This window comes from Actinoallomurus rhizosphaericola, from assembly GCF_024055675.1.
Classification (GTDB): domain Bacteria; phylum Actinomycetota; class Actinomycetes; order Streptosporangiales; family Streptosporangiaceae; genus Actinoallomurus; species Actinoallomurus soli.
On the sequence record NZ_JAMXMW010000016.1, the window covers coordinates 149037 to 175610 of the forward strand.

The following is a 26574-nucleotide window of genomic DNA, read 5'->3' on the forward strand; positions in this document are numbered from 1 at the left end:
GATGCGCCGTGCCCTGCCGATCTTCCTCGCCCTCGCGGGCCTGTGCGCACCCGCAGCGGTCGCACAGGCCGCCCCGCCACCGGCCGCCCCGGTGAAGGGCGCCTCGGCCCCCGCGCGTACGACCACGGACGGACCGCCGACCGTCACCGCCGCCGACCTGAGGTTCACCCCCGGCCGGGTGCTGCGGGACGGCACGCCGCAGCAGGCGGGCCTGTCGCCCGACGCGGTCGCGGCGATCGGCAAGGACGCCGCGAGCTACATGAACCCCTCGCCGACGATGCCGTACTACCCGGGCGCCGTCGTGCTGGCCGCCCGCAACGGCGTGGTCGCGGCCCAGGACGCGATGGGGTACGCGCTGCGGTACTCCGACGACAAGCCCACCGAACTGCCGCGGGACCAGTGGATCCCGATGCGCAACGACACGATCTTCGACCTGGCGTCCATGTCGAAGCTGTTCACGACCGTCGCGGCGATCCAGCAGATCCAGCGCGGCCGCATCGACCTGAACCAGACCGTCGCGCACTACCTGCCCGCCTTCGGGCAGAACGGCAAGGACACGATCACCATCCGGGAGCTGCTCACCCACACGAGCGGCCTGCGGCCGGACCTGCCCTTCTACAACTATCCGGACCGTGCCTCCCAGGAGGCGGCGCTGTTCGCGGACACGCCGCAGGCCACGCCCGGCACCGCGTACATCTACTCCGACCTCAACATGATCACGATGCAGTTCGTGCTGGAGAAGGTGACCGGCAAGACGCTGGACGTGCTCGTACGGGACGGCATCACGCGGCCGCTCGGCATGCGCGACACCGGCTACAACCCGCCGGCGTCGGAGAAGCCGCGGATCGCCGCGACGGAGTACGAGCACAAGCCGTACGCCGCCCTCGACCGCGGCCTCGTCTGGGGCCAGGTCCACGACGAGAATTCCTACGCCCTCGGCGGCGTCGCCGGCCACGCCGGAGTCTTCTCAACCGCCCACGACATCGCGATCTTCGCCCAGATGATCCTCGACGGCGGCCGGTACGGCCACGCGCGCGTCCTGGACGAGGACTCGGTCCGGCTGCTGTTCACCGACTTCAACACGGCGTTCCCCGGCAACGCGCACGGGCTCGGCTTCGAGATCGGCCTGCGCTGGTACGAGGACGCGATGACCTCGCCGGTCACCATCGGGCACACCGGCTATACCGGCACCAGCATCGTGATCGACCCGATCTCCCGGTCGTTCGTCATCCTGCTCACCAACCGGGTCCACCCCACCCGTAACGGCCCCAGCATCAACCCGGCCCGCCGCGCCGTGGCCCGCGACCTGGGCCGCGCCGTCCCCGTACGGCCCGCCGAGGGCCGGGACGCGTGGTTCTCCCAGATGGCGGACGGCAAGACCGCGACGCTGACCGCGCCGATGCCGGCGGGCGCCACCAAGCTGTCCTTCGACCTCTGGTACGACACCGAGGAGACCGACCTCGGCGTGCTGGAGACCACCACCGACGGTACGACCTGGACACCGGCTCCGCTGTCCCTGCGGTCCGGGCGCAACAGCTGGACCGTGAACGGGTCGTTCTCCGGCTTCTCCGGTCGGCGCTGGGCCAAGGCCACCGCGACGCTCCCGGCCGGCACGACCGCGGTCCGCTGGCGCTACACCTCCGACCCGGCCTACCAGGGCCGCGGCGTCTACGTCGACGGCGTACGGGCCTGGAACGCCGACGGCCACGTGGTGTTCAACGGCGAACGCCCCGCCGACGCCGCCCGCTTCCAGCCGGCGGGCTGGGTACTGAGCTCCAACTGACCCCGGGCGGCGCCCGCGCCGGCAACGGAGCCGGCGCGGGCGCCGTTTCCTTCGCTCAGTGCCGAGGATCGTGGTGCCTCCAGCAACGACGATCCTCGGCACTGACGCCCGCGCAGCCCGCGCCTGAGTCCGTCCGGCGCGGGCGCCGCTTTTCCGGCGCTTTTCTGACGCCGTGTCCGCCTGGAAGCATCACTTGGTTCTCCTGCGGGCGTCCGCTCCACTGTCACATTCGGTCCAGGGCGGCGGCCATGAGCATTACCGCGGATGAGAGACCGCCGAAGAGAACGACCGCCGAGGCGGCAAGAGCGAGGCCGGGCTTGAGCAGGCGGCGCATTACCAGATAGCCCACCATGGTGGCCAGAAAGGCGAGCAGGGGAAGCCAGGGAACGAACAGCGACGTCGCACCCACAAGGAAGGCGCTGAGCAGAGAGGCCGCCACCCTGGCAGGTCCCTTGAGGTCACGGCCGGTGAGCGCGTAAGTGACGGCCCCGGCGAGCACGGGGCTGCCGACGAGCATCGCGATCATGATCAGGTCATCGAGGTTCATGGGGAGTCTCCGGTCCGGTGGATTCGCTGAAATGCGTTGGCTGCTCTGTATGATCCTGACCCGAGGCAAAAAAGTTTGATCCAGGCAGGTCCTGCCACGGTGCGCCGGTGGCCGGCTTCCACAACGTCCCGTTCAGCACGGTGCGGTGATCCAGCCACCGCCCACCCTGGGCCGGTTGAGCAGGCAGCAACGGCTCGATCCGTTGCCAGGCCGCATCGGTTAACTCGTGTCGCCGGACCATGACCACCATCAAAGCCCGTTACAAGATCAGCCTCAGGCGAGCGTCAAGATCTACCGGACAGGCCCTAGCCGAGACCTCACGATCCCAGCGCCGCGAGAACGACCTTGCCGCCGTTACCGGCGAGGGGACGACGGCCGTCCGCGCCGGCATCCCGATGACGCGTCAGGCTTGGCCGGCGCGGCGCTGGGCGATCCATGCGGTGACGACGCCTGTCATGACCAGGGCGCCGCCGGTGACGCTTGCGGGTGTCAGGTGTTCGCCGAGGAGTGCCAGGCTCCCCGTGACACCGACCAGGGGTTCCAGGAAGAGCAGGAGGCCCGCTCGGGTGCTGCCGATGCGGGCGACGGACAGGTTCCACATGAGCATGCCCACCACGCTGGTGCCGACGGCGAGGAAGATCAGTTCGCCCCAGGCGCCGGGGGGAAGAGCGGCCAGACGGTGCGGGGCGAGTGTGCCGACGAGCGCCAGGTACGGGACGGCGCCGATCGTGGTGGAGATGGCGGTGGCGGTGCGGGGGCCGTGCAGGGTGCTGAGCGGACGCAGGACGATCGTGTAGGCGCCGAACAGCAGCGTCCCGAGTAGGACGAGTCCGAGTCCTTCAAGGGGCCGGGCGCCGGAGCCGCTGGGTACGGCCTCCGGTCCGGCGATGACGGCGACTCCGCCCAGGGAGACGGCGGATCCGATCCAGGCCCGGCGGGGAGTGCGCCGGCCGAGGAACAACCGTGCCAGGGTCAGGATCCACACCGGCTCCGTGGCCAGGACGAGGGCTGCCGTCGAGGCGGGAAGCCACTGGACGCCGAGGGCCACGGGCAGGTTGTAACCGACCATTCCGAGCAGGCCGGCCGCGATCGCGCGCAGAGCGCCGGCCCGGTCCAGGCGCCGCAGCCCGCTCACGCACCAGGGCAGGCACGCGAGCCCGGCCATCATCGCGCGCAGGACCGTCAGGGGGAGCGGTGCCAGCTGGGCGACCGCCGCTCGGGTCGCCACCGGAGCGAGCCCCCACATGAACACCGCGGCCATGCCGCTGAGCGTCGCGATGATGACCGGTCGTGCCGCATCGGCGGCATGCCCGGCCTCGGCGGTGTCCATCGTGTCCGTGCTGGGGGACGGGTTCATGGACCCACGGTGCTGTAATGGCCTTGTGCAGTTCAACACTTACACGGTGGCCGGGGCTCTCGTCGCGGCGGAACTCGTCAACGAACCGTCGGCCTCGGCGACGCGGCTGTCCCTCCTGCTGGAGCGCCATGAGGTCCACCGGCCGAGCATGGATCAGGCCGCAGCGGCCGAACTGCACCGCTGGGCCGACGAACTGCGGCCGGCCTTCGAGACGACCGGGACCGAGCAGGCCGCCGTGGTCGACGCACTCTTCGTCGCCGCGGACTGCCGCCCTCGGCTGGTCACCCACGACGGGCTGCCCCATCACCTGCACTACGCGCCCCTCGATGCGAAGGTGACCACTCGGGTCAAGGCCCTCACGACGGCCGGACTGGCTCAGCTGATCGCGGACGGCGCCGCCGGACGGCTCGGCCGCTGCATGCGAAAAGGATGCACCGTCGTCTTCGTGGACACCTCGCGCAACGGCCGGCGTACGTTCTGCGGTGTGCGATGCGCGAACGCGGTCAACGTCCAGCGTCACCGGGCGAGGCGACGGTACGGCGAGCCACGCCGGTAGCCGGCCGGCGGGGATGGCCGCACATCATCGCGAGGGCCGGCCCGCGAGCGGGTCTCCCTCGATAGGGGGAGGGCACCGTGCCAGCCCCGCTCCGCCGGGGGAGTCGGACGGTACCGGTTCAACGAGATGTTTGCCGTGGCCGAGACACCCGCTCTTCGGTCCGCTGAGCCGGTTATCCCTGGAGATCGCCATGCCCATGTCGCTTGCCCGTCCGACGGATGCGGACACGTATGTGAGCCTGTCGTCGGGGCGCACGGTGCCGGGCGTCCCCCGTTGGGCCTTCTGGGCCGCGCACGGAGCGGCGCTGGTGAACGTGCCGTCCGGCCTGTGGCGGGTCGGACTGGCCGCCGGATTCAACCTCGGGCTGGCCGACTTACGCGCCGCTGGTGCTCTGGGGGCCCTTGCTCGCCCTGGTCACCGTCCAGTACCACCTGCGCCGCCGTCGCTCCGCTCAATGAAACGCCTCGTTCGAATCCGGAGGGATTCCATGCACCTGAAAGAAATCGTCACGCTGTTCACGGTGGCCACCGCCGCCACCGTGGGAACCGCGACCGCGGTCGGCGCCGTTCCCGAACACGAACACGGTCGGCCCGAAGTCGCGAGCGTCGCTGGAACCGCGCAGGTCCGGCTGACCTATCTCGCCGACAAGGACATCCGCACGTTCAGCATCAACGCGCACGGCGTGCCGTACACCCACGGTCCGGTGCCCGGGGCCGACGGGCGTACGCTCCCCGGATCCCCGAACGATGCGACCGGAACAGTGAAGGTCTCGCACTATTCCGCAGAACGTAATACGACCTACACCGCCATCGGGCGGGTCGACTCGTTGATGACCGCCCCGGGGGTCGCGACCCTGACCGCGGTCATCACTCAGGTCAGCCCCGGCGGACCTCCGTGGGTGGGCATGCGGCTGGGGTTCAGTGTGTACGACGGCGGCAAAGACGCTCCAGGTCACTCCCGCGACCGTGTCGGATTCTCATGGGAGTACGCCGACATGGTGAAACACGACGGCATGTGGGGTGGCAACGAGGCCGAGATCGGAACCAGCATGGCACCGGCTCCGTTCGCCCCCGTGACCGAAGGTGGCTTCACCGTCGAGCACGCCGATCTGCTGCCGCTGCCCTCCGACACCGATCGTTCCTGACCGGACGGTCGCTGCCTCGACCGGCTGGTGGAAGCCGGTCATGGCACCGGATCGCTCGAACCGGATATGGTGGGACAAGAGGGGAGTACTTCCCAGCGCCCACCCGGTCAGTACGGGCCTCCCACGAGGTCCCCGGGCGGCGGTCCGCCGCGTGACGGCGGGTGAAGGAGACCTCGGCCGTATCGACGTGCCGGGAGTTCCCCGTGTCTCAATCCGTCGCATCGCCGCTGTTGTGGGCGATCACCATCGCCGGGGTCATCGCGCTGTTCGCAGTCGACCTGATCATGACCCGCCGGCCGCACACCCCCTCGCTGCGGGAGTCGCTGGCGTGGTCCGGCTTCTACATCGCCCTGCCGTTCCTGTACGGCGTCTTCGCCTGGAAGTGGTTCGGGGCGCGGACCGGGACGGAGTACTTCACCGGCTACCTGGTCGAGAAGTCGCTGTCCGTGGACAACCTGTTCGTGTTCATGCTGCTCCTCGCCGCGTTCGCCGTGCCACGGGCGCTCAGCCAGCGCGTCCTGCTGTACGGCATCGCGGGAGCCCTCGTGCTGCGCGCCGTCTTCATCGCGGTCGGCGCGGCGGCGTTGCAGGCGGTGGACTGGGCGTTCCTGCTGTTCGGCGGGGTGCTGCTCGTCACCGCGGTGAAGATCCTCAAGGACGCGGTCAAGGACACCGACCACGCGGTCGACGTCTCCTCACTGCGGTCGGTCCGCCTGCTGCGCCGCCTCATGCCGGTGACCGACGACTATCAGGGGCCGCGGATGTTCGTGCGACAGGGCGGCCGGCGGGCGCTGACGCCGTTCGCGCTGGTCGTCGTGGCGGTGTTCGCCGCCGACATCGTGTTCGCCGTGGACTCGATCCCCGCCGTCTACGGTGTCACCCAGGACCCGTACCTCGTCTTCACGGCGAACGCCTTCTCCCTCTTCGGCCTGCGCGCGCTGTACTTCGTCCTGCAGAACACGCTCAGCAAGCTCGTCCACCTGGGCTACGGCCTCGCCGTCATCCTCGCGTTCATCGGCGTGAAACTCGTGCTGCACTGGGCGCACGGCCCCTGGCCGCAGGTCCCGGAGGTCCCCACGCCGCTGTCCCTGGCCGTCATCGTCGTGACCCTGCTGACGGTGACCGCGACGAGCCTGTACGCCCGGCGGCGCGCCCCCGCGCGGCTGAGGGCCGCCGAGGATTGAGTAAAGGATCATTAAAAGGTCCAGGAACTGGTATCACCACTGGCATGCGCAACAAAGCCGACCTGACGGCCGCCATCAGGAACGGCGGCCCGGCCGTCCTCGTGATCAACACCCGGGCCCGTACCGGCGCGGCCCTCCTCCGGCACGCCCCCCGGCGGCTGGCCGAGCAGGGCATCGCCGTCGCCCGGGTGATCAACGTGCGGCGGCCGGACCGCCTTCCGCAGGCCCTCGACGAGGCGGTCGCCGAGAAGCCCGACCTGCTCATCGCCGCCGGCGGCGACGGCACGCTGAGCACCGCGGGCAAGCGCGTGGCCGATCTGGACCTGGCGCTCGGCGTGCTGCCCGTCGGGACCACCAACAACTTCGCCCGCAGCATCGGCTGGTCCGGGGACCTGGAGAGTGCAATCAAGACCCTCGGGTCCGGCAAGGTCGCCGACGTGGATCTCGGCCAGGCAGGTCCGGACGCCTTCACGAACATGGTCAGCCTGGGCGTGTCCGTCCAGGTGGCGGGCCGGGTGCCGCATCGCCTCAAGCGGCACCTCGGCCGCACCGCCTACCCGCTGACCGCGCTGGCGGCTCTCCCCGGGCACCGGCCCTTCCAGGCCCGCATCACCGCCGGCGACACCGAGCTGGAGTTCGAGACGCACCAGCTCAACATCGCCAACGGCGCCTTCCACGGCGGCCGCCGCATCGCCCGCGACGCCGACATCGACGACCGGCTGCTGCTGGCGTACCGCTTCGGCGCGGCCGGCCGCCTGCACCTGATCGGCTCCGCGGTCCGGCACGCCCTCGCCGGGTCGTACCTGAGCATGGAGGACGAGCCGTTCCTCACCGCCGGCGACCTGCACCTGGAGACCGACCCCGTCCTGCCCCTCGACGTCGACGGCGAGATCCGCGGCAGCACCCCGGTCGACATCCGCGTCCGCCCCAACGCCCTGCGCGTCATGGTCCCCCAGGACTTCACCGACCGCTGATCCACGGGTTCGAGGGTGTCCGGCAGCGGCCACGGCGGTCTCGGGAGTGACCGATCACCGGCATGCTGGCGGACATGACTGGACCGAAGGGTTCCCGGGCCGCGGGTATCGGTCTGCTCGTCGTCGTGCTCGCGGCCGGTTGTGGCGGCGGCCATGGGAGGCGGGACGACCGGCCGGCGCAGGTGAAGGCGGCGTGCGAGCGGTCCGTTCAGGATCGGCTGAGGGAGTTCCGGGCGGAGTTCTCCGGTGAGCAGGTGAACGTCGATTCCGGTCACGGCCGTGCGACGGTCCGGGGGTCCGTCCTCGCGGTCTTCCGATCTCCGGGTCCGCCCGGTGCGCCGACCGCGCTCGCGGGCTACCCGTTCCGGTGCTCGGCCGAGCGGCGGAAGGGCGGCTGGCAGGTCGTAGCGCTCACCGGCCTGCCAAGGCTCCCCGGCTGAGACGTCCTCTGATCACTGACGGTCGCTGCTCCCAGAGCGCAGCGACCACCAGTGCTCCGGCGTTCAGCGGCCGCGCGGGGCGTACATGATGACGACCACGCCGACCAGGCAGATCAGCGCGCCGATCACGTCCCAGCGGTCGGGACGGAAGCGGTCGACGACCACTCCCCAGGTGAGTGAGCCGGCGACGAAGACACCGCCGTAGGCTGCCAGGATCCGGCCGAAGTGCGCGTCGGGCTGCCCGCAGGCGACGAACCCGTAGACGCCGAGCGCGATGACGCCGGCGCCGATCCAGATCCACCCGCGGTGCTCTCGGACGCCCTGCCAGACCAGCCACGCACCGCCGATCTCGAACAGCGCGGCGAGGACGAACAGGGCGATGGAGCGGGCGACGAGCATGGCGGTACGCGGTCCTTCCGGAGGGCAGGTGGGCGGTCAGGTCGCTGCGCCGAACAGGTCGGTGAGCAGTGCGGCGCCGTCGGCGGGGGCGCGGACCTCCAGGTGCGCGACGGCGCCGTTCAGGTGGAGGCGGAAGTCGAAGAACGGGCAGCACCGCTGTTCCTCGGCGGCGAGCGCGGCCAGTTCAGCCGCGTGCTCGGCGGGCAGCGTGAGCCGTACGCCGTCGTCGATGGGTTCGTGCTCGGCGCCGGTCAGGACCCGCTGCCAGTGCGCGGCGCGCTCGGTCACCTCCGGGCCGGTGAGCGAGCAGGCCACCGGGGCGCCGCGCCAGTGTTCCGCCTCCGCCTCCGGACGCGGAGGCCGTTCCTCCTCCGGCGCCGGGCGTGGGAACGGTTCCGAGGGCGGCGGTGCGGTCGGTGCCGCCGGGCCGAGGAAGCCGCATCCGGGATCGCACCGGCCGGCCCGGTCGGGCAGGGCGTCCAGGTGGGCCAGCGCCCGGTGGAGCGTCCCGGTGAAGGCGGTGAGTTCGGCGATGCGACGCTCGGCCTCGGCGAGGCGGGCGGCCACCCGGGGTCGCAGGCCGGCCTTGACGTCCGCGCACGCGCCGGACTCCCAGACCGCGAGCAGTCCGGCGATCTCCTCCAGCGGCAGGCCCAGGTGCTTGGCGGCATCGATGAACGACAGCCGCTCGATCGCGTCCTGACCGTAGACGCGGTATCCGGCCGGGGTGCGATCGGCCGGCAACAGGCCCGCGGTCTCGTAGAACCGCAGCGTGGTGGCCGGGACGCCGGAGCGTTCGGCGAGCTGGGAGATGCGCATCGAGGTCACGGGACCGACGGTAAACGTTCGAGTCGGCTCGAAGGTCAAGCCCGCCCGGCGGCCGCGGTTCCTGGCGGTCGTGTGCAAAGCGTCTTTGCAAAGAGTCTTTGCAACTGTTTATGATCTGGGGGTGGCAGATCGTCCTCCGGCTCAGGAGATCAGCGATGTGGCGGCGCTCCGGCTGCTCGTGCACCCGCTGCGGCACAAGATCGAGAGGTGCCTGCGCGACGGGCCGATGAACTCCGCGACCCTCGCCCGGGCGCTCGGCGAGAGCACCGGATCGACCAGTTACCACCTCAGGCAACTCGCCAAGCACGGGTTCATCGAGGAGGTTCCCGAGCTGTCCAAGGGACGGGAACGCTGGTGGCGTGCCGTGCCCGGCGACCGGCGGTTCCCGCCCTACAGCCGCCAGACGCCGGAGATGCGCGTGGCGCTCTCGGAGATGGCGCGGCAGAACATCGCGGAGTTCGTCGAGTTGTTCTCACGCTTCGCGGACGACCCTGAGGCGCTGGGCGAGTGGGCGGACGCGTTCCTGTTCTCCCGCGCCACCGTTCGTCTCACGCTCGATGAGGTGAAGGAGTTCTTCGAGGAGTACATCGCGCTGGTCTACCGCTTCTCCCGGCCGGCGGAGGAGACGCCTCCCGGCGCACGCCCGGTGCATTTCCGGCTGCTCGGCATTCCCGAGGCGGCGGCCACCGAACCCGAGGCGGGCTCCGCGGAATGATCCGGGCCGCCGAGCGGCAACTCGGCGACCCGGTGTGCGGAGTCCGTGTCACCACGTCCATGCGGCGTGTCTTCGCGTACACGAATCCCAGAGAAAGGAGAGCACGTCATGCTGCTCTCGTTCAAATCCCGGCGCGTCCGCGCGGTCGGGTGGGCGATCGGCCTGCTGGTGCCGTCGTTGCTCGCGCTCGCGCCGTCGCCGGTGACGCCGGCCCGAGCCGCGTACGCCGCCGCGCCGCGCGCCGCCCGCGACGGTCTGACGCGCACCGACGTCTCCTTTCGCGGCGGCGACGGCCTGATCCTGCACGGGACGGTCGTCGCGCCGAGCAGGACCACGGGCCGCGTTCCGGGCATCGTCCTGGTGGGCGGCTCGGGTCCGGGGCCCCGGCAGGAGTACGCGCAGGAGGCCGAGGCGTTCGCCCGTGGCGGCGTCGCCACGCTCGTCTACGACAAGCGGACCATCGGCTATTCCAAGATGCACCGCGACTTCTCCCTCCTGGCCGCCGACGCGCTCGCCGGCGTACGGACCCTCCGGGCCCGTCCGGGCGTCGACCCGGCGAAGGTCGGGTTGTGGGGGTTCAGCGAGGGCGGCTGGGTGGCGCCGCTGGCCGCGTCACGGTCCTCGGACGTCGCCTACCTGATCACGATCGGCGGCCCCGGCCGTACGCCGCTTCGCACGCAGACCTGGAACCTCGCCGTGCATCTGCGGCATGACCACGTCTCCGGATCACTCCTCGACACGATCATGGGGCCGGCGGCGCACCTCGTCGACGGCGCGGGCCTGTTCCCGGAGGGCGGGCACGACCCGGTGCCCGTGCTCCAGCGCCTGCGGCAGCCGGTGCTCGCGCTGTGGGGCGAGCATGACACCCAGGCGGCGCCACGGGAGAGCGCGCAGATCTTCCAACGCGTCCTCGCCCGCGCGGGGAACGACCACGTGACCATCCGGTTCGTCGCCGGTGCCGGCCACAACGGCCACCGTACGAGCGACGGGTTCGAGAATCTCGGCGGCCCGCTGCTGGGCGGTCACCCGCTGGGTGCCCTCCCGCCCGGCTACGCGGACACGATGACGTCGTGGATCCACCAGGTCGCCGCCGGTCACCCGCCGATGTCCAGCGCCGCCACGCCCCCGCGGCAGGCGCTCACCAGCCGTGCCGCGTCGAACGGCGCCTGGTACGAGGCCAACGGCCTTCAGTGGGCCGCGATCGCGTTCTTTCTGCTGGCGTTCGCCGGATACCCGGTCACCGGGATCGCGCGCCGGATCCTCGGGCGCACCGCAGCGGCCCCGGCCCGCCGACCGGCCCGCCTGCTCGCGGCGACGGGTCTGGTGACCGTCGCCGGAACCCTCCTGTACACGGTCGCGATCTTCGCGACCGGCGGGCGGCTGGGCGACCCGGTCCTCGCCGGTCGCCCGATCTCCTGGCTGATCCTCCAGCTCCTCGCCGTCATCGTCGCCGTCGCCACGGTCGTCACCGCCGTCTCCGCCTGGCGGGACCGGCGTACGCCGGCGGCCGGCGGGCGGGTCCGCGTCGCCGTGGTGGCGACGGCAGGAGCGATCTTCATCCCGTGGGCGGTGTACTGGGGCCTTCTCGCCTGGTGACGAACACCCCGGTCGCGCCATCGGACCGGATCGGTCGCGGGGCGGCCCGGCGACCGGCTCGTACGGACGTCCCACACCGGGTGATCACCGGTGGTCGCTGCGCCACGGCAGGCAGCGACCGCCGGCGATCTCGTCTCAGCGGCCGCCCAGGCCCTTGTCCAGGCCGGCGCGGCGCAGCGCGTCGGCCATCGCGCCGCCTCCGCCTCCGCCTCCGCCGCCGGAGCCGCCGCGGTCGCGCCGCTGCCGGCCGCCCGTACGGTCGCCGCCGTCGCGACGGCCGCCCTGGCGGTTGCCGCCGCCCTCGCGGCGGCCGGCGCCGCCCTGCGGACGGCGCTCGACGTCGTCTTCGAGGCGGAGGGTCAGCGAGATCCGGTTGCGCGGGATGTCGACGTCGAGGACCTTCACGCGTACGACGTCACCGGACTTGACCACGTCGCGCGGGTCCTTGACGAACGTACGGGACATCGCGGACACGTGGACGAGGCCGTCCTGGTGGACGCCGATGTCGACGAACGCGCCGAAGGCCGCGACGTTCGTGACGACGCCTTCCAGCACCATGCCGGGCTGGAGGTCCGCGACCTTGTCGACGCCCTCCTTGAACGTCGCCGTCTTGAACGCCGGGCGCGGGTCACGGCCCGGCTTGTCCAGCTCCTTGAGGATGTCGGTGACCGTGGGCAGGCCGAAGGTGTCGTCCACGAACTCCTGCGGCTTGAGCGAGCGCAGCGCCGTGCTGTTGCCGATCAGCGACTTCAGGTCGCCGCCGGTCCTGCTCAGGATGCGGCGCACGACCGGGTACGCCTCGGGGTGCACGGCGGAGCTGTCCAGCGGGTCGTCGCCGCCCTGGATGCGCAGGAAGCCCGCGCACTGCTCGAACGCCTTCGGGCCGAGCCGGGGCACGCTCTTGAGCGCCTCACGGGTGCGGAACGGGCCGTTGGCGTCGCGGTGGGTCACGATGTTCTCGGCGAGCCCGGACCCGATGCCCGACACGCGGGTGAGCAGCGGGACCGACGCGGTGTTGACGTCGACGCCGACGGCGTTCACGCAGTCCTCGACGACCGCGTCGAGCGAGCGGGACAGCTTCACCTCGGAGACGTCGTGCTGGTACTGGCCCACGCCGATCGACTTGGGGTCGATCTTGACGAGCTCGGCGAGCGGGTCCTGGAGCCGGCGGGCGATCGAGACCGCGCCGCGCAGGGAGACGTCCATGTCGGGCAGCTCGCGCGAGGCGTACGGCGAGGCCGAGTACACCGACGCGCCCGCCTCCGAGACGACGATCTTGGTGACCTTGGAGTACTTCTTGATCAGGTCGGCCGCGAGCTGGTCGGTCTCGCGGGAGGCCGTGCCGTTGCCGATCGCGACCAGGTCGACGTCGTGCCGCTCGACCAGGCGGCCCAGGCTGTCGAGGGCCTCCTTCCAGCGGCCGTGCGGCTTGTGCGGGTAGATGGTGTCGGTCGCGACCACCTTGCCGGTGGGGTCGACCACCGCGACCTTCACGCCGGTGCGGTACCCCGGGTCCAGGCCCATCGTCGTACGGGTGCCGGCGGGCGCGGCCAGCAGCAGGTCGCGCAGGTTCGCGGCGAACACGCGTACCGCCTCGTCCTCGGCCTCCTGGCGGAGCCGGAGCCGCAGGTCCAGGTCGAGATGGACGAGGATGCGGGTACGCCAGGCCCAGCGGACGGTGTCCATCAGCCAGTTCGCGCTCGACGGCACGCCGAAGCGGTGCGCGATGGCCAGCTCGTACGGGTTCGGCCGCGCCGGGTCGGGCTCCTCGGAGTCGGGCTCCAGGGTGAGGTCGAGGACGTCCTCCTTCTCGCCCCGGTACAGCGCCAGGATGCGGTGCGAGGGCAGCTCCGACAGCGGCTCGGCGAAGTCGAAGTAGTCGGAGAACTTCGCCCCCGCCTCCTCCTTGCCCTCCCGGACCTTCGCGACCATCCGGCCCCGCGACCAGACGCGCTCGCGCAGGTCGCCGATGAGGTCGGCGTCCTCGGCGAAGCGCTCGACGAGGATCGCGCGGGCACCGTCCAGCGCCGCGGCGGCGTCGAGGTCGGCGCCTGCGTACTTCGCCGCCTCCGCCTGCGGGTCGAGGCCGGGGTCGGCGAGCAGCGCCTCGGCGAGCGGCTCGAGACCCGCCTCGCGGGCGATCTGCGCCTTCGTACGCCGCTTCGGCTTGTACGGGAGGTAGATGTCCTCCAGCCGGGCCTTGGTCTCGGCGGCCATGATCTGGGCGCGGAGGGCGTCGTCGAGCTTGCCCTGCGACTCGATCGACTCCAGGATCGCCGCGCGGCGCTCGTCCAGCTCCCGCAGATAGCGCAGCCGCTCTTCGAGCGTGCGCAGCTGCGCGTCGTCGAGCGCGCCGGTCGCCTCCTTCCGGTACCGGGCGATGAACGGCACGGTGGCGCCGCCGTCGAGCAGCTCGACGGCGACCTGGACCTGTCGCTCGCGCACGCCGAGCTCTTCGGCGATCTTCTGGTGAATCGACGTCGACACGATGTGACCTCTCACTGAGCTTCGGGAAGCATTGTGCAGGCAACGGCCGCCGTTGTCGCGCCGTGTGCCGGACACGGCAGTGGTTCCGACCGGCGGAAAAGCCCATGGATCGAACCGGAGGCCGGGGTTACGCTGAGGATCTCATGATCGTTACGGGGAGGCGGGATGACGGAAGTGACGGCGCTCACGGAGAACACCTCGGCGGGGGAGTACGCGGAGATCACCTCGGCGGAGGAGCTGCGCGACCTGCTCGGTGAGCCGATGCCGCGCGCCCTCGCCAAGGAGCGGGTCCGGCTGCACGCGCGGGACCGCGAGTGGCTCGCGGCCTCGCCCTTCTGCCTCATCGCGACCGCCGACGCGACCGGCGCCTGCGACGTCTCCCCGAAGGGCGACCCGCCCGGATTCACCCACGTCATCGACGACGTCACGATCGCCATTCCGGACCGTCCCGGCAACCGGCGCGTGGACGGGTTCCACAACATCCTGGCCAACCCGCACGTCGGCCTGGTCTACGTGGTCCCCGGCCGGACCGAGACGCTGCGCATCAACGGCCGCGCCCGGATCGTCCGCGAGGCGCCCTTCTTCGACGCGATGGTGGTCAAGAACCACCGTCCCCGCCTCGCGATCGTCGTGGAGATCGAGCAGATCTTCTTCCACTGCGCCAAGGCGTTCCTCCGCTCGGAGCTGTGGAAGCCCGAGACGTGGAACCCGGACGCCCTCCCTCCGCACGCGCGGATCGTCAAGGACGTCCAGTACACCGAGGAGACGTTCGAGGAGCTCGACCGCTACTACAGCCCGGAGCACTACACCAAGCGCCTCTACGGCTGACCGGGTCCCGCCGCCGTCAGGTGCGGGAGCGGGCGCCCCGGATCTCCAGGTCGGCGAGGAGGGCGGCGGTCGCGCGCGCCACCTCGTCGACCGCCCGGTCGAAGACGGCCTGGTTGTGCGCTGCCGGGCTCCGGAAGCCCGACACCTTGCGGACGTACTGCAACGCCGCCGCCCGGATGTCCTCGTCGGTGACGTCTTCGGCGGCCGGCGGCCGCAGCGTCTTGATGCTCCTGCACATGGGGCCATCCTGCACCCGGGGTCGGACAACCGGTCCCCGCGGTGATCGACTCGCCGTAGGCTGCTGTCCGGTTCGTCCGAGGTGATGGGGGATCGTGGTGGCGCTGCCGGAACATCTGGAGCTCTTGCTCACGGACGAGCCGGTCCTCGACGTCTACGCGTACGGCCCGTGGCGGGTGCCCGACGGGCTGTTCGAGGAGATCGCCGCCCGCATCGACGATCTGCTCGCCGACCCGCGCTGCGCCGACCTCACCACCGACGATCACAAGCTGCTGACGCTGCCCGCCTCGCTGGTCGCCGCGGACCTGTACCAGATCATCGGCTTCCTGCCCGGGGTGAGCGCGATCCGCGCGGGCTCCCAGTGCCAGCTGACCGACCGGCTCCTCCGCCGCCACCTGAGCGATCCCGCTCCGCTGACCACGTCGAACACCTGGTGGGGCACCTCGACCAACCTCTGGCGGCCGCCGCTCGACTGGCTGATCGAGGTGCCGGACCGCGAGCTCGCGATCCGGCTCGCCCGCGACTGCCTGGCCGTGCTGGAGGGCATCGAACCGCTCGAAGGCCGGCGGCGCGCGCTGCTGCGGCTGTACGACGCCCCGCCGGACTGCGACGTGAACCTCTCGAAGAGCGGACTGCGCGCGCGATGGGCCGCGCACGCCGACGACCAGATCCTCGCGGAGCTGCCCGAGCTGGCCGGACCGGTCGGCTACCTGGAGTGGGTGTGGTCCGGGTTCCGTGCGGCGACCGACCACCTGTCCGGGGTGGTGCCGAACTCCCGGCTCGTGGGCACCCACCTGAGCCGGCTGCTGCTGCAGTGCGGCCTGGACCGGGTGCCCGTCGAGCTGTCCGTCGTGCTCGGCGAGGACCTGTACAAGGAGGTGTCCGCGCGGTTCCGGCGGGAGCGGAGCGGATTCCGGGCCTCCGCGTGGCAGGAGGAGACCCGGCTGTGGCTGGCCGAGGCGCTGGTCGAGGGCGCCGCCGACGTCTGCCGTGCCTGGCTGGACATGGCGACCCGGATGGTGGCCTGCGCCCAGGGCCTGCCCGGCGAACCGCAGCGCACCGGCGCGCGGGACCACACGCCGATCGACGAGTTCCAGCGCGACCTGCGGAGGCTGTACGGCAGGCGGCGCCGCGTCGTCAACCCGCTCGTGGACAGGCTCGCGGACGACCGGAAGGACCGGGAGAACCGGCCCGCGTCCCGTCAGGACGGCACCGCGTCCTCCGACGTGGCCACCGGCCTCGTGGGGCAGCCCGAGGTCACCGCCCTGCTGGGGGAGGTCACCGAGGAGAGCGGGACCGTGCGCGTGCTCCTGTCCGGGCCGGAGGGCACCGGCCGGCGCCTCGCCGTGGAGGAACTGGCGACGGCGCTGCGGCTGCCCCGCGAACCGCTCTGGCTGACCCACACCCTGTTCGCGGGCCGTCCCCTGTACGAGGCGGCCGCCAGGCTGCACGCCGACGTCCGCGACTCCGCCGGGGAGCGGCTGCTGGTCATCGACGGCCTGGACGAGTTCGCCGACGAGGCGGGCAACGGCCGGGAGCTGCTCGGTGAACTGCACCGCCTCCTGACGGTGCACCCGGACCTGCACCTGGCCGCGCTGTGCGGAGAGGACGGGGCCGAGCGGATCCGGGACGCCGACCCGGCGCTGCTGCACCGGTTCCGCGTCGCACGTACCCGGCCCTTCACCGCGGAGGAGTACGCCGAGCTCTTCGACCGCGAGGTGCGCCGGCGCGGGATGCGGACGTACAAACGCGCCCGCGACGCCGCCGGTGAGCTGCTCGCCGCGACCCCGCCGACGCAGACGCTCCGCAACGCCCGTCTCGTCCCGGACCTGGCGGACCGGGCCGTGGCGGCCGCGCGGAGCCGTACGGAGCCGGGCGCCGAGCTCATCGTCAAGCGCGCCGACGTGCCCCGCGCGTTCGGCACGTCGGCGACCGAGGACGACCCGCTGGCCGAGCTGGCGGCCCTGACGGGGCTGGAGACGATCAAGCGGGAGATCGGCCTGCTCGTCGCGATGACGCGCGCGGACCGGCTGCGCCGGGAGCGGGGGCTGCCCGGTACGGCTCCGACGCGGCACATGGTGTTCACCGGCGATCCCGGCACCGGCAAGACCATGGTGGCCCGGCTGCTGGCCCGGATCTACAAGCACCTCGGGGTGCTGTCCTCCGGTCACCTGGTCGAGGCGTCGCGGGCGCACCTGGTGGGGGAGTACATCGGGCAGACGGCCCCGAGGACCCGCCGGCTGGTCGAGCGGGCCCTCGGGGGCGTGCTCTTCATCGATGAGGCCTACACGCTCACGCAGCCGTCGTTCAAGAGCGACTACGGCCTGGAGGCCATCGCGGAGCTGGTGAAGCTGATGGAGGACCACCGGGACGACCTCGTCGTCATCGTCGCCGGTTACGAGCGGGAGATGGCGGACTTCCTGACCGCGAATCCCGGGCTGGACTCGCGATTCGCCCGGCAGCTGCACTTCGCCGGCTACACCGACGAGGAGCTGTGCGCCGTCTTCGAGCGGCTGGCCGCCGACGAGGGTCTCGTCCTCGCGCCGGGCGTCGGCGACGCGCTGCGGGCGGTGCTCCGTCGTACGGCGCGCGGACCGTCGTTCGGCAACGGGCGGTTCATGCGCAACCTGATGGACGCCGCCGTCGCCCGCCAGGCGCAGCGCGTCACCGGCCTCGACCGGCCCTCCCGGACGGACCTCGTCACCCTGCGCGCCGAGGACCTGCCGCCCCGCTCCGTCCCGGAGGCCGAGACGTACGGCCACTATCTGTGACGGCGCGGGGCGGCCGGTCCGGGGCCGCCCGGAGACGGGTCCGGATCAGGAGAGGCACTCCGCGAGGAACCCCGCCATCGCGGCCCAGGCGCGCCCGGCGGTGCGGGCGTCGTACTGGATGCCGCGCTCCGGGCTGTTCGCGAACGTGGCCATGAAGGCGTGCTTCGCGTGACCGAACGCCTCGATCCGCCAGTCGGCGCCGGCCTCGGTCAGCTCGGCGGCCAGCGCCACGACGTCCTCCGGCGGGGCGAACGGATCCTCCCAGCCGTGGTAGACGGCGACCGCGCAGTCGATCGGCCGTACGGGCCGGCCGGGCGGAGGCTTCAGCACCCCGTGGAAGGACGCGACGCCCCTGACGGGCACGCCGGTCCGGGCCATGTCGAGCACGCAGAGCCCGCCGAAGCAGAACCCGATGGCGGCCATGCGGGAGGGGTCGACCTCGGGCAGCCCGGCGGCGACGGAGACCACCGTGGCCAGCCGGTCCGCGAGCATCGCGCGGTCCGCCAGGAACGGCGCCATGTTCGCGTCGAACCCCTCATGCGTGGACGCGCTGACGCCCTTGCCGAACAGGTCGACGGCGAACGCCTGGTACCCCAGCGGAAGGACGCGCTCCCGGCCGATCTCGATCACGGCGTCGCTGAAGCCCTCCGCGCCGTGGCAGATCAGGACGGTGGGCGCCGGAGCGGGGACCGCCTCGCTCGTGATGAGCACGCCCTCCAGGGCGGCGGAGCCGTGACGGTACGGGACGGGCCTCGTCACCACGGACGGCGCGCCGGTCATGGGATTGATGCCCTCACTCCGCTCGGTCATCGGGGGAGCACCTGGTCCGCGGAGTGCACCACGTGGTCGACGAAGCCGTACGCGCGGGCCTCCTCGGCGGTGAAGTAGCGGTCGCGGTCCGCGTCGGCCTCGATCCGCTCGACGGGCTGTCCGGTGTGCTGGGCGATGCGCTCGAACATGAGGCGTTTGACCGCCCGCATGTGCTCGGCCTGGATCCGGATGTCGGCGGCCACGCCACGGATCCCGCCGGACGGCTGGTGCATGAGGATGCTGGTGTGCGGCAGGGCGTACCGCTTGCCCGCGGTTCCGGCGCAGAGCAGGAACTGCCCCATCGAGGCGGTGAAGCCCATCGACAGGGTGGCCACGTCGTTGGGGATGAACTGCATGATGTCGTAGATCGCCATGCCGGCGGTCACCGAGCCGCCGGGCGAGTTGATGTAGAGGTGGATGTCGCGGTGCCGGTCCTCGGCCGACAGCAGCAGCATCTCGGCGCAGATCCGGTTCGCGATCTCGTCGTCGACCTCCTGCCCGAGCACGATGATGCGTTCGCGCAGCAGCCGCTGGAAGACCTGCTCGGTCGTGGGCGGCGCGGGAGCCTCGGCGGTACGAAGGGTCGGTTCGAGGAGTATCTCCGGGTAGACGGTCATGGCGTCAGGAAAACGGCGGCTCAGACGCCGCGTCCAACAACTTCTGCGGCCGTTTGACAACCGGCGGTTGTCGATCGAGGCTCTCTCGGGTGGAACCCGATCTGCAGGGGATGCGGGCCTTCGTCGCCGTCGCCGATGAACTGCACTTCGGCAGGGCGGCCGCGCGGCTGTTCCTCACGCAGCAGGCGCTGTCCAAACGCGTCCGCCGGCTGGAGAACGCCCTGGCAGTGCCGCTGTTCGACCGCACCACGCGCCGGGTCGCCCTCACGTCGGCCGGCCGGCGGTTTCTGCCGCTCGCCCGGGACGCCGTCGCCGCGTACGACACCGCCGTCGCCGCGGTCCGCGAGCCGACCGGGCCGCTGCGCGTCGAGGTGTTCGCTGAGCGCTTCACGCCGCTGCGGATTCTGCGGGAGACGGTCGGCCGCCTTCCGGGCCTGCGGGTCGAGCCGACGATGCGCCAGGGACTGGCGACGGCGCTGCCGGCGGTGCGGAGCGGGGAACTGGACGCGGCGTTCGGCCGCGTGCACGACCTCGGCCTGCCCTGGCCCACCGATCTCGACCACCGGCCCGTGCACCTCGAGCCCCTGCACGCGTTCGTCGACGCGGACCACCCGTTCGCCGGCCGTCCGGTGCTGCGGCTGGCCGACCTCCGGGCGGCGGGCATCGCGATGCCGGACGCCGGCGGCGCCGAGGAATGGCGCGGCTACCTGCTCCGGCTCCGCGACGAGCTCCAGGTCCCGGTGCGCTTCAATGAGCCGGCGATCGGGGTCCGCGGGTACGGGGAGCAGATGCGCGGGGAGAGGAAGGCCGTCATGCTCAGCGAGGCGGGCACCGACCTGCCCGACGACCCGCGCATGCGGCGGATTCCGATCATCGAGCCGGTGGTGATGCACGTGTGGTCCATCACCTGGCGCCGGGAGAACCGCGATCCCCGGCTCCGCGGCCTGCTCGCCGCGCTGCCCGTTCCGCCCGTCCCCGACCCCGGCGACGATCGCCTGTGGATCCCCGAGCCCGACCGCGCCGCCCTCGCCTGATGATCAGCCGTGCTCGGTCAGCAGCTCCAGGACGGCCCGTTCGGCGGAGCCGCGGGTGGCGAGGTCGCCGAAGTCGCGGTTCTCGCCGAGCCGGGTGAGGATCGGGGCGATGGTGACCCCGTTCTCGTACAGCTCGATGATCCTGGGGTCGATGTAGGAGGCACGGGCGACGGCGGGAGTGTTGCCGAGATAGTCGGCGACCTCGCGGACGACACGGGCGACGGCGCGCTTCCGGGTGCCGTCCGCCGCGGCCGCCGGCTCGGACACCGCGAGGCCGACGGCGGCCAGGACGGTGGCGTGCCACGTGCGGAAGTCCTTGGCGGAGAACTCCCCGCCGGACAGCTCCCGCAGGTGGTCGTTGATGTCGGTGGACGTGACGTCGTGCCAGCGCGGCCCGCTGCGGTAGGCGAGGAGCTCCTCCCCTCCGCTCCGGCGTCGTTTCAGGCTGCGGACGACGGCGCAGACGTCGTCGTCGGCGACGGCCTGCTCGCGCTGCTTCGACCCCTTGGCGATGTAGTCGAAGATGATCTGGCCGCCGGTCAGGGTCACGTGCTCCTTGCGGATCGTCGCGAGGCCGTACGTGCCGTTCTCCGCCGCGTACTCCTCGCCGCCCGGCCGGAAGAACCCCAGGTCGATGAGGCGGACGGCGGCCGCGAGCACGCGGTCCCGGGTCAGCCCCTTCTCCCTGAGGCCGCGCTCGACCCGTTCGCGAACGCGGGGCAGCGCCCGGCCGAACTCCAGCATCCGGTCGTGTTTCTCCCGGTCCCGCTGCTCGCGCCACAGGTCGTGGTAGCGGTACTGGCGCCGCCCCGCCGTGTCGGTGCCCACCGCCTGGATGTGGCCGTCGGCGTAGGGGCAGATCCAGACGTTCTCCCAGGCGGGAGGGATCACCAGGGCCTTGACGCGGGCGAGGGTCTCCGGGTCGCGTACGGGCTTGCCGCCGGGGTCGACGTAGCGGAAGCCCCGCCCGCAGCGGATCCGCCGGATGCCCGCGCACCCCAGATCGCTGCGCGAGAGTTCCACGTCGGTCGTTGTCACGCCCCCCGTCTACCCCCGCATGGAGCAAGCATTCGGGCAGACGGGATTATCTCCCCCGTCCAGGGAAAGGGCCTTCTTCGCGACGGCAGCGGAGGAGAGTCAGGGGGACGCATCGTGAACGGTCTGCTCTCCGGGGCGTTGGCGGGCGCGGCGGGTACGGCGGCGCTCAACGCGGTCACGTACGCCGACATGGCCCTGCGCGGGCGTTCCGGCAGCCAGATCCCGGAACAGATGGTCGAGAAGACCACCGAGCGCGCCGGAGTGTCGCTCGGCGAGGACGAGACCGCGGAGAACCGCCGCCAGGCCCTCGGCGCCCTGCTCGGATTCGGCGTGGGCATCGGGGTCGGCGTCGCGTACGGCCTGATCCGCTCGCGGGCGCGGACCCTGCCCGACGCGCTGGCGCTCGGGGCGGCGGCGTCCGTGGCGAGCGAGGGACCGGCCGTCGCGATGGGGCTCACCGACCCGCGTACGTGGGGAGCCGCCGGATGGATCTCGGACGTCGTGCCGCACCTGGCGTACGGGATGGTCACGGCCGCCACCTACCGGCGTCTCAGCGCGAACGGTTGACCGGCCCCGAAGGGAGCAGACGATGAGCGGGAAGAAGCCGGAACGGGACGTGCCGCTCGACGAGGGCGTGGCGAACAGCCGCGACGTGGGCGGCGAACCCGACCCGGACCAGCCGGACCAGGGCACGACGACGGGGACCACGCCGAACGAGACGTTCGTCGGCCGCGTGCAGGGCCAGGACGTCGGCTACGCCGGCGAGACCGGCGCGGAGCGCCGCGCCGCCGAGGAGGACTGAGCGTCCCGTGGCGGCACGTTCCCTCTCGCCGGAGTGCCCGGTCGTGCTGGACGCTGTCCCGTCAGGAGGAACGAATTCCTCCTGAGAGGACACACGCTGAAGGCGGACCCGCCTGGACGCCCGATTCGGTGCGATTTCCCACACCGGCGGCGGGAGCGACCGTTCCCGGCCGCCGTGCGGGACCGTACGGCGGCCGGTGACGTGTGGTCGGGCGGTCAGGTCTTGGAGACGGCCTTGCTGACGCGGTTGGGGCCGTCGTACTCCTCCTCCGGGATCTTCTTCAGGTCGTCCAACACCTCCTTCGGCGCGCCCTTCTCCTTGGCGTGTTCCAGGAGCTGCTCCTTGGACGCCGGGTAGTCCACGCCGGACAGATACTTCTGCACTTCGATGAAGTCCTGAGCCATCGTCAAGGCCCCCCTCCTCGATGAGGTACGCCCTACCCACGCGGGTCCGGGAACTCACTGGAGCGAGTCGCGGCCCACCTCGAAGCGCTCGTGGTAGCGCTCCTCGGCCTCCTTCAACAGGTCATCGCTCAGGGCGGCGACGGGCTCGAAGTCGGCGATGAGAGGCTCGTGATCCGGGCCGAAGTCGCAGGGCTCGCCGGACAGGACCCACGCATGCCGGTCGTCCCCCTTCTCGGCCAGGTGCGCGTATTTCCGGATTTGGCGGGCGATCCAGTCCTCCAGCGGCCGGCTCCACCACCGGGGCGCCTGCAACGGGACGACCGACAGACCCGGCAGTTCCAGTCCGCTCTCGTAGTCACGGCTGGCCCCGTCGGCGTCCGACTCGGGGCCGCCCGAGTGCCGCAGGTACAGGTCCTGCCGGCCGTTCACCAGCTCCGTCAGTTCACTCAACTTCTCGATGCTGCGCATGGTGCCTTCCCTCCGTGCCGCAGACCACTACCCGGTGAAAGGGGGACCTCACGGCCGGTTCGCGGCTTTTACCTGCGGTCGGGCTCCACCACGGGTCAAGCCGCCTGATCCGGGTAGGCGGAGCAGACGTCCGTAGGAGGAGTGGATGAGGATGAAGCGACTTGTCGGGGCGGCGGCGGTGGCCGCCGGCGCGGGTCTGGTCGTGGCCCGCCGGATGACCGGGAAGGAGCGCGGCGCCGCCGATCTTCCGCTGGCGGTGACCGTGAACCGGTCGCCGGAGGACGTCGCGCCCGGCGGGCGGCTCCCGGAGCCGCTCCGGCGGGTCGGGGACCTCGCCGAGTTCGACGTACGGCCGGCGCCGGGCGACCGGGGCACGGAGATCGAGGCCCGGATGACGGCCCCCGTCCCCACCGGAGTGCGGGGCGCGGCGGCACGGGTCACCGGGGACGACCCCCGGCAGCCCGTACGGGAGGCGCTGCGGGAGGCCAAGTCGCTGCTCGAGACGGGGGAGGTGCTGCGGGCGGACACGCCGCCCTCGACGCATCCGACACCCGCGGGGAAGGTCCTGGACCTGGTCACCCGCCGGTCCGGAGGGGAGGGGCGGCTGTGAAGGCGGTCTGCTGGGAGGGCGTGAACCGGCTCTCCGTCGAGGACGTCCCCGACCCGAGGATCGAGAACGACCAGGACATCATCGTCAAGGTGCGGCTGACCACCACCTGCGGCTCCGACCTGCACCTGCTCGGCGGCTACATCCCCGCGATGCGCGCCGGCGACGTCCTCGGCCACGAGTTCCTCGGCGAGGTCGTCGAGGTCGGGCCGGGAGTACGCCGCCACAGGACCGGCGACCGGGTCGTCGTCTGCTCCTTCATCAGCTGCGGCCGTTGCTGGTACTGCGAGCACGAGATGTTCTCCCTGTGCGACAACAGCAACACCAACCCCGGCATCGGCCAGGCGCTGTTCGGCTATGAGACCGGCGCGGTCTTCGGGTACTCGCACGCGATGGGCGGGTTTAAGGGCAGTCACGCCGAGTACGTCTGGGTGCCGTTCGCCGACCAGGGCGCGTTCACCGTGCCCGACGCCGTGGACGACCTGACGGCGCTGTTCGCCTCGGACGCCGTGCCGACCGGGTGGATGGGTGCGGACCTCGGCGGCGTCGGTCCCGGTGACGTGGTGGCCGTCTGGGGGAGCGGCGGCGTGGGCCAGATGGCGGCGCGGGCGGCGACACTGCTGGGCGCCGAACGCGTGATCGTCATCGACCGCCTGCCCGAGCGCCTCGCCCAGGCCGAGGAGCATCTCGGGGTCGAGACGATCGACTACACGGCCACCGACGTGGGCGCCGAGCTGCGCGCCCGCACCGGCGGGCGCGGCCCCGACGTGTGCATCGAGGCCGTCGGCATGGAGGCGCACGACACGGGCGTACAGCACCTCTACGACCAGGCCAAGCAGCAGCTCCGGCTGCAGACCGACCGGCCGGCCGCGGTCCGCGAGGCGATCTACGCCTGCCGCAAGGGCGGATCGGTCTTCGTCCTCGGCGTCTTCGGCGGCGCGGTCGACAAGTTCCCGCTGGGAGCGATGATGAACAAGGGGCTGACGGTTCGCGGCGCCCAGCAGCACGGCCAGCGCTACATCCCCATGCTGCTGGACCGGATGGCGAAGGGCGAGATCAGCACCGCTCACCTGGCCACGCACGTCATGCCGCTCGATCAAGGTCCGGAGGGGTACGACCTGTTCAAGCACAAGAAGGACGGCTGCGTACGGGCGGTGTTCCGGCCGGGAGACTGACCCCGGAGAGCCCCGCCCCCGACCGGGGGACCGCGATGACCGAAGAGGACCTGATTCCGAAGTCCGGGGGGCTGTTCTTCGTCGGGAACGCCACCACCGTGATCCGGTACGGCGGGTTCACCCTGCTGACCGACCCCAATTTCATCCGCCGGGGACAGAAGGTCCACCTCGGCTGGGGCATCATGACCACACGGCTCCTGGATCCGGCGATCTCCGTGGACCGCCTGCCGCCGCTGGACGGCATCGTCCTGTCCCACCTGCACGGCGACCACTGGGACCGGGTGGCGCGGCGGAGCCTCGACAAGGAGCTGCCGATCGTCACCACGACCCACGCGGCACGGCGGCTGAAGCCCCAGGGCTTCGGGAACTCCTACGGCCTGCGCACCTGGGACGAGCACGAGTTCGTCAAGGGCGACCGGGTCGTGCGGATCACCTCGGCCCCCGGGCGGCACGCGCCGGGGCCGTTCCAGCTGATGCTCCCGCCGGTGATGGGCAGCATCCTGGAGTTCGGGTCGCGGGGCGGGCAGGTCGACCTCCGGATGTACATCAGCGGCGACACCCTGATGTACGACGATCTGGCCGAGATCCCGCGCCGCTACCCGGCCATCGACGTCGGCGTGGTGCACCTCGGCGGCACGAAGATCCTCGACACGCTGCTGGTCACCATGGACGGCAAGCAGGGCGCGGACTGGGTGGAACTGGTGAACGCCGCCCGCGTCGTCCCGATCCATCACAACGACTACACGGTGATGAAGTCCCCGCTGTCGGACTTCGACGGGGAGGTCCGCCGGCGCGGCCTCCAGGACAGGATCCAGGTCGTGCAGCGCGGAACGGTCATCGAGCTCTGACGAGGAAGCCCCGCCGGTGAGCGGCGCGGCCGCCGTTCACCGGCGCGGCCGCCGTTCACCGGCGTGATCGCCGTTCCCGGCGGGATCGGCCCGTTCACCGGCGGCGCCGGCCCGCTCAGCCCTCGCGCCAGTCCGCGGACTGCAGGGCCCCCGCTGCCTGCGGTCCCATCAGCCCCAGCGCGCCATCGACGAACAACGACGCCCCGGTGACGTACGAGGCCGAGGGGTCGGCGAGGAACGCGATCGCGGCGGCGACCTCCCGGGCGTGGCCCGGCCGGCCGAGCGGGTAGCCGGGCCGGCTGCCGGGCTCGGGCGGCTGGTCCGCCTGGCCGGTCATCGGCGTGGCGATCTCGCCCGGCGCGATCGTGTTGGCGGTGATCCCGTACGCCGACAGCTCCAGCGCCAGGACGCGGGTCAGCATCTTCAGCCCGCCCTTGGCGGCGCAGTACGGGCCGGAGCCCACGCGCGGGTACTCCTCGTGGACGCTCGTGACGTTGACGATCCGTCCGCCGCCGCCCTGGTCGATCATCCGGCGGGCGGCGCGCTGGGAGCACAGGAACGCCCCGTCGAGGTCCACCGAGACGACGGAGCGCCACTCGTCGTAGTCCATCTCCAGGACGGGGCGGCTGCTGCCGGTTCCGGCGTTGTTCACCAGCACCCCGACGCCGCCGAGCTCGTCGGCCAGTTCGTCCACCACCCGCGCGGCGGCGACCGGGTCGGTGAGGTCGTGGCGGCGTACGGCGCAGTTCCGGCCGAGGCCCCGTACCTCCTCGGCCGTGCCCTTCGCGCCGTCCTCGTCGGAGTGGAAGGTGATCCCGACGTCGTAGCCGCGCTCGGCCAGCGTGACCGCGGTCGCCTTGCCGATGCCGGAGTCGGCGCCGGTGATGAGGGCGATGCGCGGGTATTCGGTCATGGACACGGGTGC

General features: G+C 71.8%; 29 protein-coding genes. 16 read left to right on the top strand and 13 right to left on the bottom strand.

Translation table 11 applies throughout. The annotated features are described in order from the left end of the window. Nucleotide 1 precedes the first annotated feature (1 nt). Nucleotides 2–1783: a serine hydrolase gene (locus NE234_RS30970; RefSeq protein ID WP_252784398.1), complete on the top strand. Its 1782-nt coding sequence runs from the start codon at nucleotides 2–4 to the stop codon at nucleotides 1781–1783. Between the two features lie 223 nt (nucleotides 1784–2006). Here NE234_RS30970 and NE234_RS30975 read toward each other — a convergent pair whose 3' ends face one another. From NE234_RS30975 to NE234_RS30985, 3 genes are all read right to left on the bottom strand, one after another. Next, nucleotides 2007–2330, bottom strand: a complete 324-nt coding sequence (locus tag NE234_RS30975; RefSeq protein WP_252784399.1) for a hypothetical protein — start codon at nucleotides 2328–2330, stop codon at nucleotides 2007–2009. Further along, complete coding sequence (locus NE234_RS46120; protein ID WP_406567093.1) at nucleotides 2317–2580, bottom strand: transposase; 264 nt, start codon at nucleotides 2578–2580, stop codon at nucleotides 2317–2319. The genes NE234_RS30975 and NE234_RS46120 overlap by 14 nt, the downstream gene beginning before the upstream one ends. A 153-nt stretch (nucleotides 2581–2733) precedes the next feature. Then, nucleotides 2734–3687: a DMT family transporter gene (locus tag NE234_RS30985; protein WP_252784400.1), complete on the bottom strand. Its 954-nt coding sequence runs from the start codon at nucleotides 3685–3687 to the stop codon at nucleotides 2734–2736. A 25-nt stretch (nucleotides 3688–3712) separates the two neighbouring features. Here NE234_RS30985 and NE234_RS30990 point away from each other — a divergent pair, with 25 nt between their 5' ends. From NE234_RS30990 to NE234_RS31010, 5 genes are all read left to right on the top strand, one after another. Next, a complete protein-coding gene (locus tag NE234_RS30990) occupies nucleotides 3713–4243 on the top strand; it encodes a CGNR zinc finger domain-containing protein (protein ID WP_252784401.1) in 531 nt (176 codons plus the stop codon). A gap of 190 nt (nucleotides 4244–4433) precedes the next feature. After that, the gene (locus tag NE234_RS30995) at nucleotides 4434–5387 is read left to right on the top strand and encodes a hypothetical protein (RefSeq protein WP_252784402.1); all 954 of its coding nucleotides are present in this window, start codon (nucleotides 4434–4436) and stop codon (nucleotides 5385–5387) included. Nucleotides 5388–5590: 203 nt separating this feature from the next. Then, nucleotides 5591–6571, top strand: coding sequence for a TerC/Alx family metal homeostasis membrane protein (locus tag NE234_RS31000; RefSeq protein WP_252784403.1), 981 nt, complete (start codon nucleotides 5591–5593; stop codon nucleotides 6569–6571). A 44-nt stretch (nucleotides 6572–6615) separates the two neighbouring features. After that, nucleotides 6616–7545 (top strand): diacylglycerol/lipid kinase family protein, encoded by a 930-nt coding sequence (locus NE234_RS31005; RefSeq protein WP_252784404.1) that lies wholly within the window; start codon nucleotides 6616–6618, stop codon nucleotides 7543–7545. A gap of 74 nt (nucleotides 7546–7619) precedes the next feature. Then, nucleotides 7620–7985: a hypothetical protein gene (locus NE234_RS31010; RefSeq protein WP_252784405.1), complete on the top strand. Its 366-nt coding sequence runs from the start codon at nucleotides 7620–7622 to the stop codon at nucleotides 7983–7985. Nucleotides 7986–8048: 63 nt separating this feature from the next. Here NE234_RS31010 and NE234_RS31015 read toward each other — a convergent pair whose 3' ends face one another. Beyond that, on the bottom strand, nucleotides 8049–8384 hold the full coding sequence (locus NE234_RS31015) for a YnfA family protein (RefSeq protein WP_252784406.1): 336 nt from the start codon (nucleotides 8382–8384) through the stop codon (nucleotides 8049–8051). A 36-nt stretch (nucleotides 8385–8420) separates the two neighbouring features. Further along, nucleotides 8421–9203, bottom strand: coding sequence for a MerR family transcriptional regulator (locus NE234_RS31020; protein ID WP_252784496.1), 783 nt, complete (start codon nucleotides 9201–9203; stop codon nucleotides 8421–8423). A gap of 130 nt (nucleotides 9204–9333) precedes the next feature. Here NE234_RS31020 and NE234_RS31025 point away from each other — a divergent pair, with 130 nt between their 5' ends. Together NE234_RS31025 and NE234_RS31030 are read left to right on the top strand one after the other, a co-directional pair. Further along, the gene (locus NE234_RS31025) at nucleotides 9334–9927 is read left to right on the top strand and encodes a winged helix-turn-helix domain-containing protein (RefSeq protein ID WP_252784407.1); all 594 of its coding nucleotides are present in this window, start codon (nucleotides 9334–9336) and stop codon (nucleotides 9925–9927) included. Between the two features lie 108 nt (nucleotides 9928–10035). Beyond that, the gene (locus tag NE234_RS31030; protein ID WP_252784408.1) at nucleotides 10036–11523 is read left to right on the top strand and encodes an alpha/beta hydrolase family protein; all 1488 of its coding nucleotides are present in this window, start codon (nucleotides 10036–10038) and stop codon (nucleotides 11521–11523) included. A gap of 135 nt (nucleotides 11524–11658) precedes the next feature. On the opposite strand, the gene NE234_RS31035 is transcribed toward NE234_RS31030, so the two are convergent. Beyond that, the gene (locus NE234_RS31035; RefSeq protein WP_252784409.1) at nucleotides 11659–14010 is read right to left on the bottom strand and encodes a Tex family protein; all 2352 of its coding nucleotides are present in this window, start codon (nucleotides 14008–14010) and stop codon (nucleotides 11659–11661) included. Nucleotides 14011–14175: 165 nt separating this feature from the next. On the opposite strand from NE234_RS31035, the gene NE234_RS31040 reads away from it, so the two are divergent. Next, nucleotides 14176–14838, top strand: coding sequence for a pyridoxamine 5'-phosphate oxidase family protein (locus NE234_RS31040; RefSeq protein WP_252784410.1), 663 nt, complete (start codon nucleotides 14176–14178; stop codon nucleotides 14836–14838). A gap of 16 nt (nucleotides 14839–14854) precedes the next feature. On the opposite strand, the gene NE234_RS31045 is transcribed toward NE234_RS31040, so the two are convergent. Then, nucleotides 14855–15076 (bottom strand): DUF2277 domain-containing protein, encoded by a 222-nt coding sequence (locus tag NE234_RS31045; RefSeq protein ID WP_252784411.1) that lies wholly within the window; start codon nucleotides 15074–15076, stop codon nucleotides 14855–14857. A 97-nt stretch (nucleotides 15077–15173) separates the two neighbouring features. Between NE234_RS31045 and NE234_RS31050 the strand changes: the two genes are divergently transcribed. Further along, a complete protein-coding gene (locus NE234_RS31050) occupies nucleotides 15174–17846 on the top strand; it encodes an AAA family ATPase (protein WP_252784412.1) in 2673 nt (890 codons plus the stop codon). Between the two features lie 45 nt (nucleotides 17847–17891). On the opposite strand, the gene NE234_RS31055 is transcribed toward NE234_RS31050, so the two are convergent. Together NE234_RS31055 and NE234_RS31060 are read right to left on the bottom strand one after the other, a co-directional pair. Further along, a complete protein-coding gene (locus tag NE234_RS31055; protein WP_252784413.1) occupies nucleotides 17892–18656 on the bottom strand; it encodes a dienelactone hydrolase family protein in 765 nt (254 codons plus the stop codon). Next, entirely contained in the window at nucleotides 18653–19273 is a 621-nt protein-coding gene (locus NE234_RS31060) for a ClpP family protease (RefSeq protein ID WP_252784414.1), read from the bottom strand. The genes NE234_RS31055 and NE234_RS31060 overlap by 4 nt, the downstream gene beginning before the upstream one ends. An 89-nt stretch (nucleotides 19274–19362) precedes the next feature. Between NE234_RS31060 and NE234_RS31065 the strand changes: the two genes are divergently transcribed. Next, complete coding sequence (locus NE234_RS31065) at nucleotides 19363–20307, top strand: LysR family transcriptional regulator (protein ID WP_252784415.1); 945 nt, start codon at nucleotides 19363–19365, stop codon at nucleotides 20305–20307. Nucleotides 20308–20310: 3 nt separating this feature from the next. On the opposite strand, the gene NE234_RS31070 is transcribed toward NE234_RS31065, so the two are convergent. Next, the gene (locus tag NE234_RS31070) at nucleotides 20311–21345 is read right to left on the bottom strand and encodes a DNA topoisomerase IB (protein ID WP_252784416.1); all 1035 of its coding nucleotides are present in this window, start codon (nucleotides 21343–21345) and stop codon (nucleotides 20311–20313) included. A gap of 114 nt (nucleotides 21346–21459) precedes the next feature. On the opposite strand from NE234_RS31070, the gene NE234_RS31075 reads away from it, so the two are divergent. Together NE234_RS31075 and NE234_RS31080 are read left to right on the top strand one after the other, a co-directional pair. After that, nucleotides 21460–21912 (top strand): hypothetical protein, encoded by a 453-nt coding sequence (locus NE234_RS31075; protein ID WP_252784417.1) that lies wholly within the window; start codon nucleotides 21460–21462, stop codon nucleotides 21910–21912. A gap of 22 nt (nucleotides 21913–21934) precedes the next feature. Next, complete coding sequence (locus NE234_RS31080) at nucleotides 21935–22147, top strand: hypothetical protein (protein WP_252784418.1); 213 nt, start codon at nucleotides 21935–21937, stop codon at nucleotides 22145–22147. 215 nt (nucleotides 22148–22362) lie between these two features. Here NE234_RS31080 and NE234_RS31085 read toward each other — a convergent pair whose 3' ends face one another. Together NE234_RS31085 and NE234_RS31090 are read right to left on the bottom strand one after the other, a co-directional pair. After that, complete coding sequence (locus NE234_RS31085; RefSeq protein ID WP_252784497.1) at nucleotides 22363–22551, bottom strand: DUF2795 domain-containing protein; 189 nt, start codon at nucleotides 22549–22551, stop codon at nucleotides 22363–22365. 54 nt (nucleotides 22552–22605) lie between these two features. Then, nucleotides 22606–23019 carry a DUF6098 family protein gene (locus tag NE234_RS31090; protein ID WP_256529677.1) on the bottom strand — a complete coding sequence of 138 codons (414 nt, stop codon included), beginning with the start codon at nucleotides 23017–23019 and terminating at the stop codon, nucleotides 22606–22608. Nucleotides 23020–23170: 151 nt separating this feature from the next. On the opposite strand from NE234_RS31090, the gene NE234_RS31095 reads away from it, so the two are divergent. Genes NE234_RS31095 through NE234_RS31105 form a run of 3 tightly spaced genes read left to right on the top strand, consistent with a single transcriptional unit; the run spans nucleotide 23171 to nucleotide 25649 of the window. Continuing rightward, entirely contained in the window at nucleotides 23171–23629 is a 459-nt protein-coding gene (locus NE234_RS31095) for an SRPBCC family protein (RefSeq protein ID WP_252784420.1), read from the top strand. Further along, nucleotides 23626–24801: a zinc-dependent alcohol dehydrogenase gene (locus NE234_RS45520; protein WP_252784421.1), complete on the top strand. Its 1176-nt coding sequence runs from the start codon at nucleotides 23626–23628 to the stop codon at nucleotides 24799–24801. Before NE234_RS31095 ends, NE234_RS45520 begins: the two co-directional genes overlap by 4 nt. A 35-nt stretch (nucleotides 24802–24836) precedes the next feature. After that, the gene (locus NE234_RS31105; protein ID WP_252784422.1) at nucleotides 24837–25649 is read left to right on the top strand and encodes an MBL fold metallo-hydrolase; all 813 of its coding nucleotides are present in this window, start codon (nucleotides 24837–24839) and stop codon (nucleotides 25647–25649) included. Between the two features lie 115 nt (nucleotides 25650–25764). On the opposite strand, the gene NE234_RS31110 is transcribed toward NE234_RS31105, so the two are convergent. Further along, complete coding sequence (locus tag NE234_RS31110; RefSeq protein WP_252784498.1) at nucleotides 25765–26562, bottom strand: SDR family oxidoreductase; 798 nt, start codon at nucleotides 26560–26562, stop codon at nucleotides 25765–25767. Between the last annotated feature and the right edge of the window lie 12 nt (nucleotides 26563–26574).

Coding starts and splice junctions, on each gene's coding strand:
- NE234_RS46120 (WP_406567093.1), bottom strand. CDS start 2,580: ATGGTGGTCATGGTCCGGCGACACGAGTTAACCGATGCGGCCTGGCAA.
- NE234_RS31090 (WP_256529677.1), bottom strand. CDS start 23,019: ATGCGCAGCATCGAGAAGTTGAGTGAACTGACGGAGCTGGTGAACGGC.
- NE234_RS31015 (WP_252784406.1), bottom strand. CDS start 8,384: ATGCTCGTCGCCCGCTCCATCGCCCTGTTCGTCCTCGCCGCGCTGTTC.
- NE234_RS30975 (WP_252784399.1), bottom strand. CDS start 2,330: ATGAACCTCGATGACCTGATCATGATCGCGATGCTCGTCGGCAGCCCC.
- NE234_RS30985 (WP_252784400.1), bottom strand. CDS start 3,687: ATGAACCCGTCCCCCAGCACGGACACGATGGACACCGCCGAGGCCGGG.
- NE234_RS31080 (WP_252784418.1), top strand. CDS start 21,935: ATGAGCGGGAAGAAGCCGGAACGGGACGTGCCGCTCGACGAGGGCGTG.
- NE234_RS31105 (WP_252784422.1), top strand. CDS start 24,837: ATGACCGAAGAGGACCTGATTCCGAAGTCCGGGGGGCTGTTCTTCGTC.
- NE234_RS31030 (WP_252784408.1), top strand. CDS start 10,036: ATGCTGCTCTCGTTCAAATCCCGGCGCGTCCGCGCGGTCGGGTGGGCG.
- NE234_RS31055 (WP_252784413.1), bottom strand. CDS start 18,656: ATGACCGAGCGGAGTGAGGGCATCAATCCCATGACCGGCGCGCCGTCC.
- NE234_RS31110 (WP_252784498.1), bottom strand. CDS start 26,562: ATGACCGAATACCCGCGCATCGCCCTCATCACCGGCGCCGACTCCGGC.
- NE234_RS31085 (WP_252784497.1), bottom strand. CDS start 22,551: ATGGCTCAGGACTTCATCGAAGTGCAGAAGTATCTGTCCGGCGTGGAC.
- NE234_RS31040 (WP_252784410.1), top strand. CDS start 14,176: ATGACGGAAGTGACGGCGCTCACGGAGAACACCTCGGCGGGGGAGTAC.
- NE234_RS30995 (WP_252784402.1), top strand. CDS start 4,434: ATGCCCATGTCGCTTGCCCGTCCGACGGATGCGGACACGTATGTGAGC.
- NE234_RS31095 (WP_252784420.1), top strand. CDS start 23,171: ATGAAGCGACTTGTCGGGGCGGCGGCGGTGGCCGCCGGCGCGGGTCTG.
- NE234_RS31020 (WP_252784496.1), bottom strand. CDS start 9,203: ATGCGCATCTCCCAGCTCGCCGAACGCTCCGGCGTCCCGGCCACCACG.
- NE234_RS31045 (WP_252784411.1), bottom strand. CDS start 15,076: ATGTGCAGGAGCATCAAGACGCTGCGGCCGCCGGCCGCCGAAGACGTC.
- NE234_RS31010 (WP_252784405.1), top strand. CDS start 7,620: ATGACTGGACCGAAGGGTTCCCGGGCCGCGGGTATCGGTCTGCTCGTC.
- NE234_RS31060 (WP_252784414.1), bottom strand. CDS start 19,273: ATGACCGTCTACCCGGAGATACTCCTCGAACCGACCCTTCGTACCGCC.
- NE234_RS30970 (WP_252784398.1), top strand. CDS start 2: ATGCGCCGTGCCCTGCCGATCTTCCTCGCCCTCGCGGGCCTGTGCGCA.
- NE234_RS31005 (WP_252784404.1), top strand. CDS start 6,616: ATGCGCAACAAAGCCGACCTGACGGCCGCCATCAGGAACGGCGGCCCG.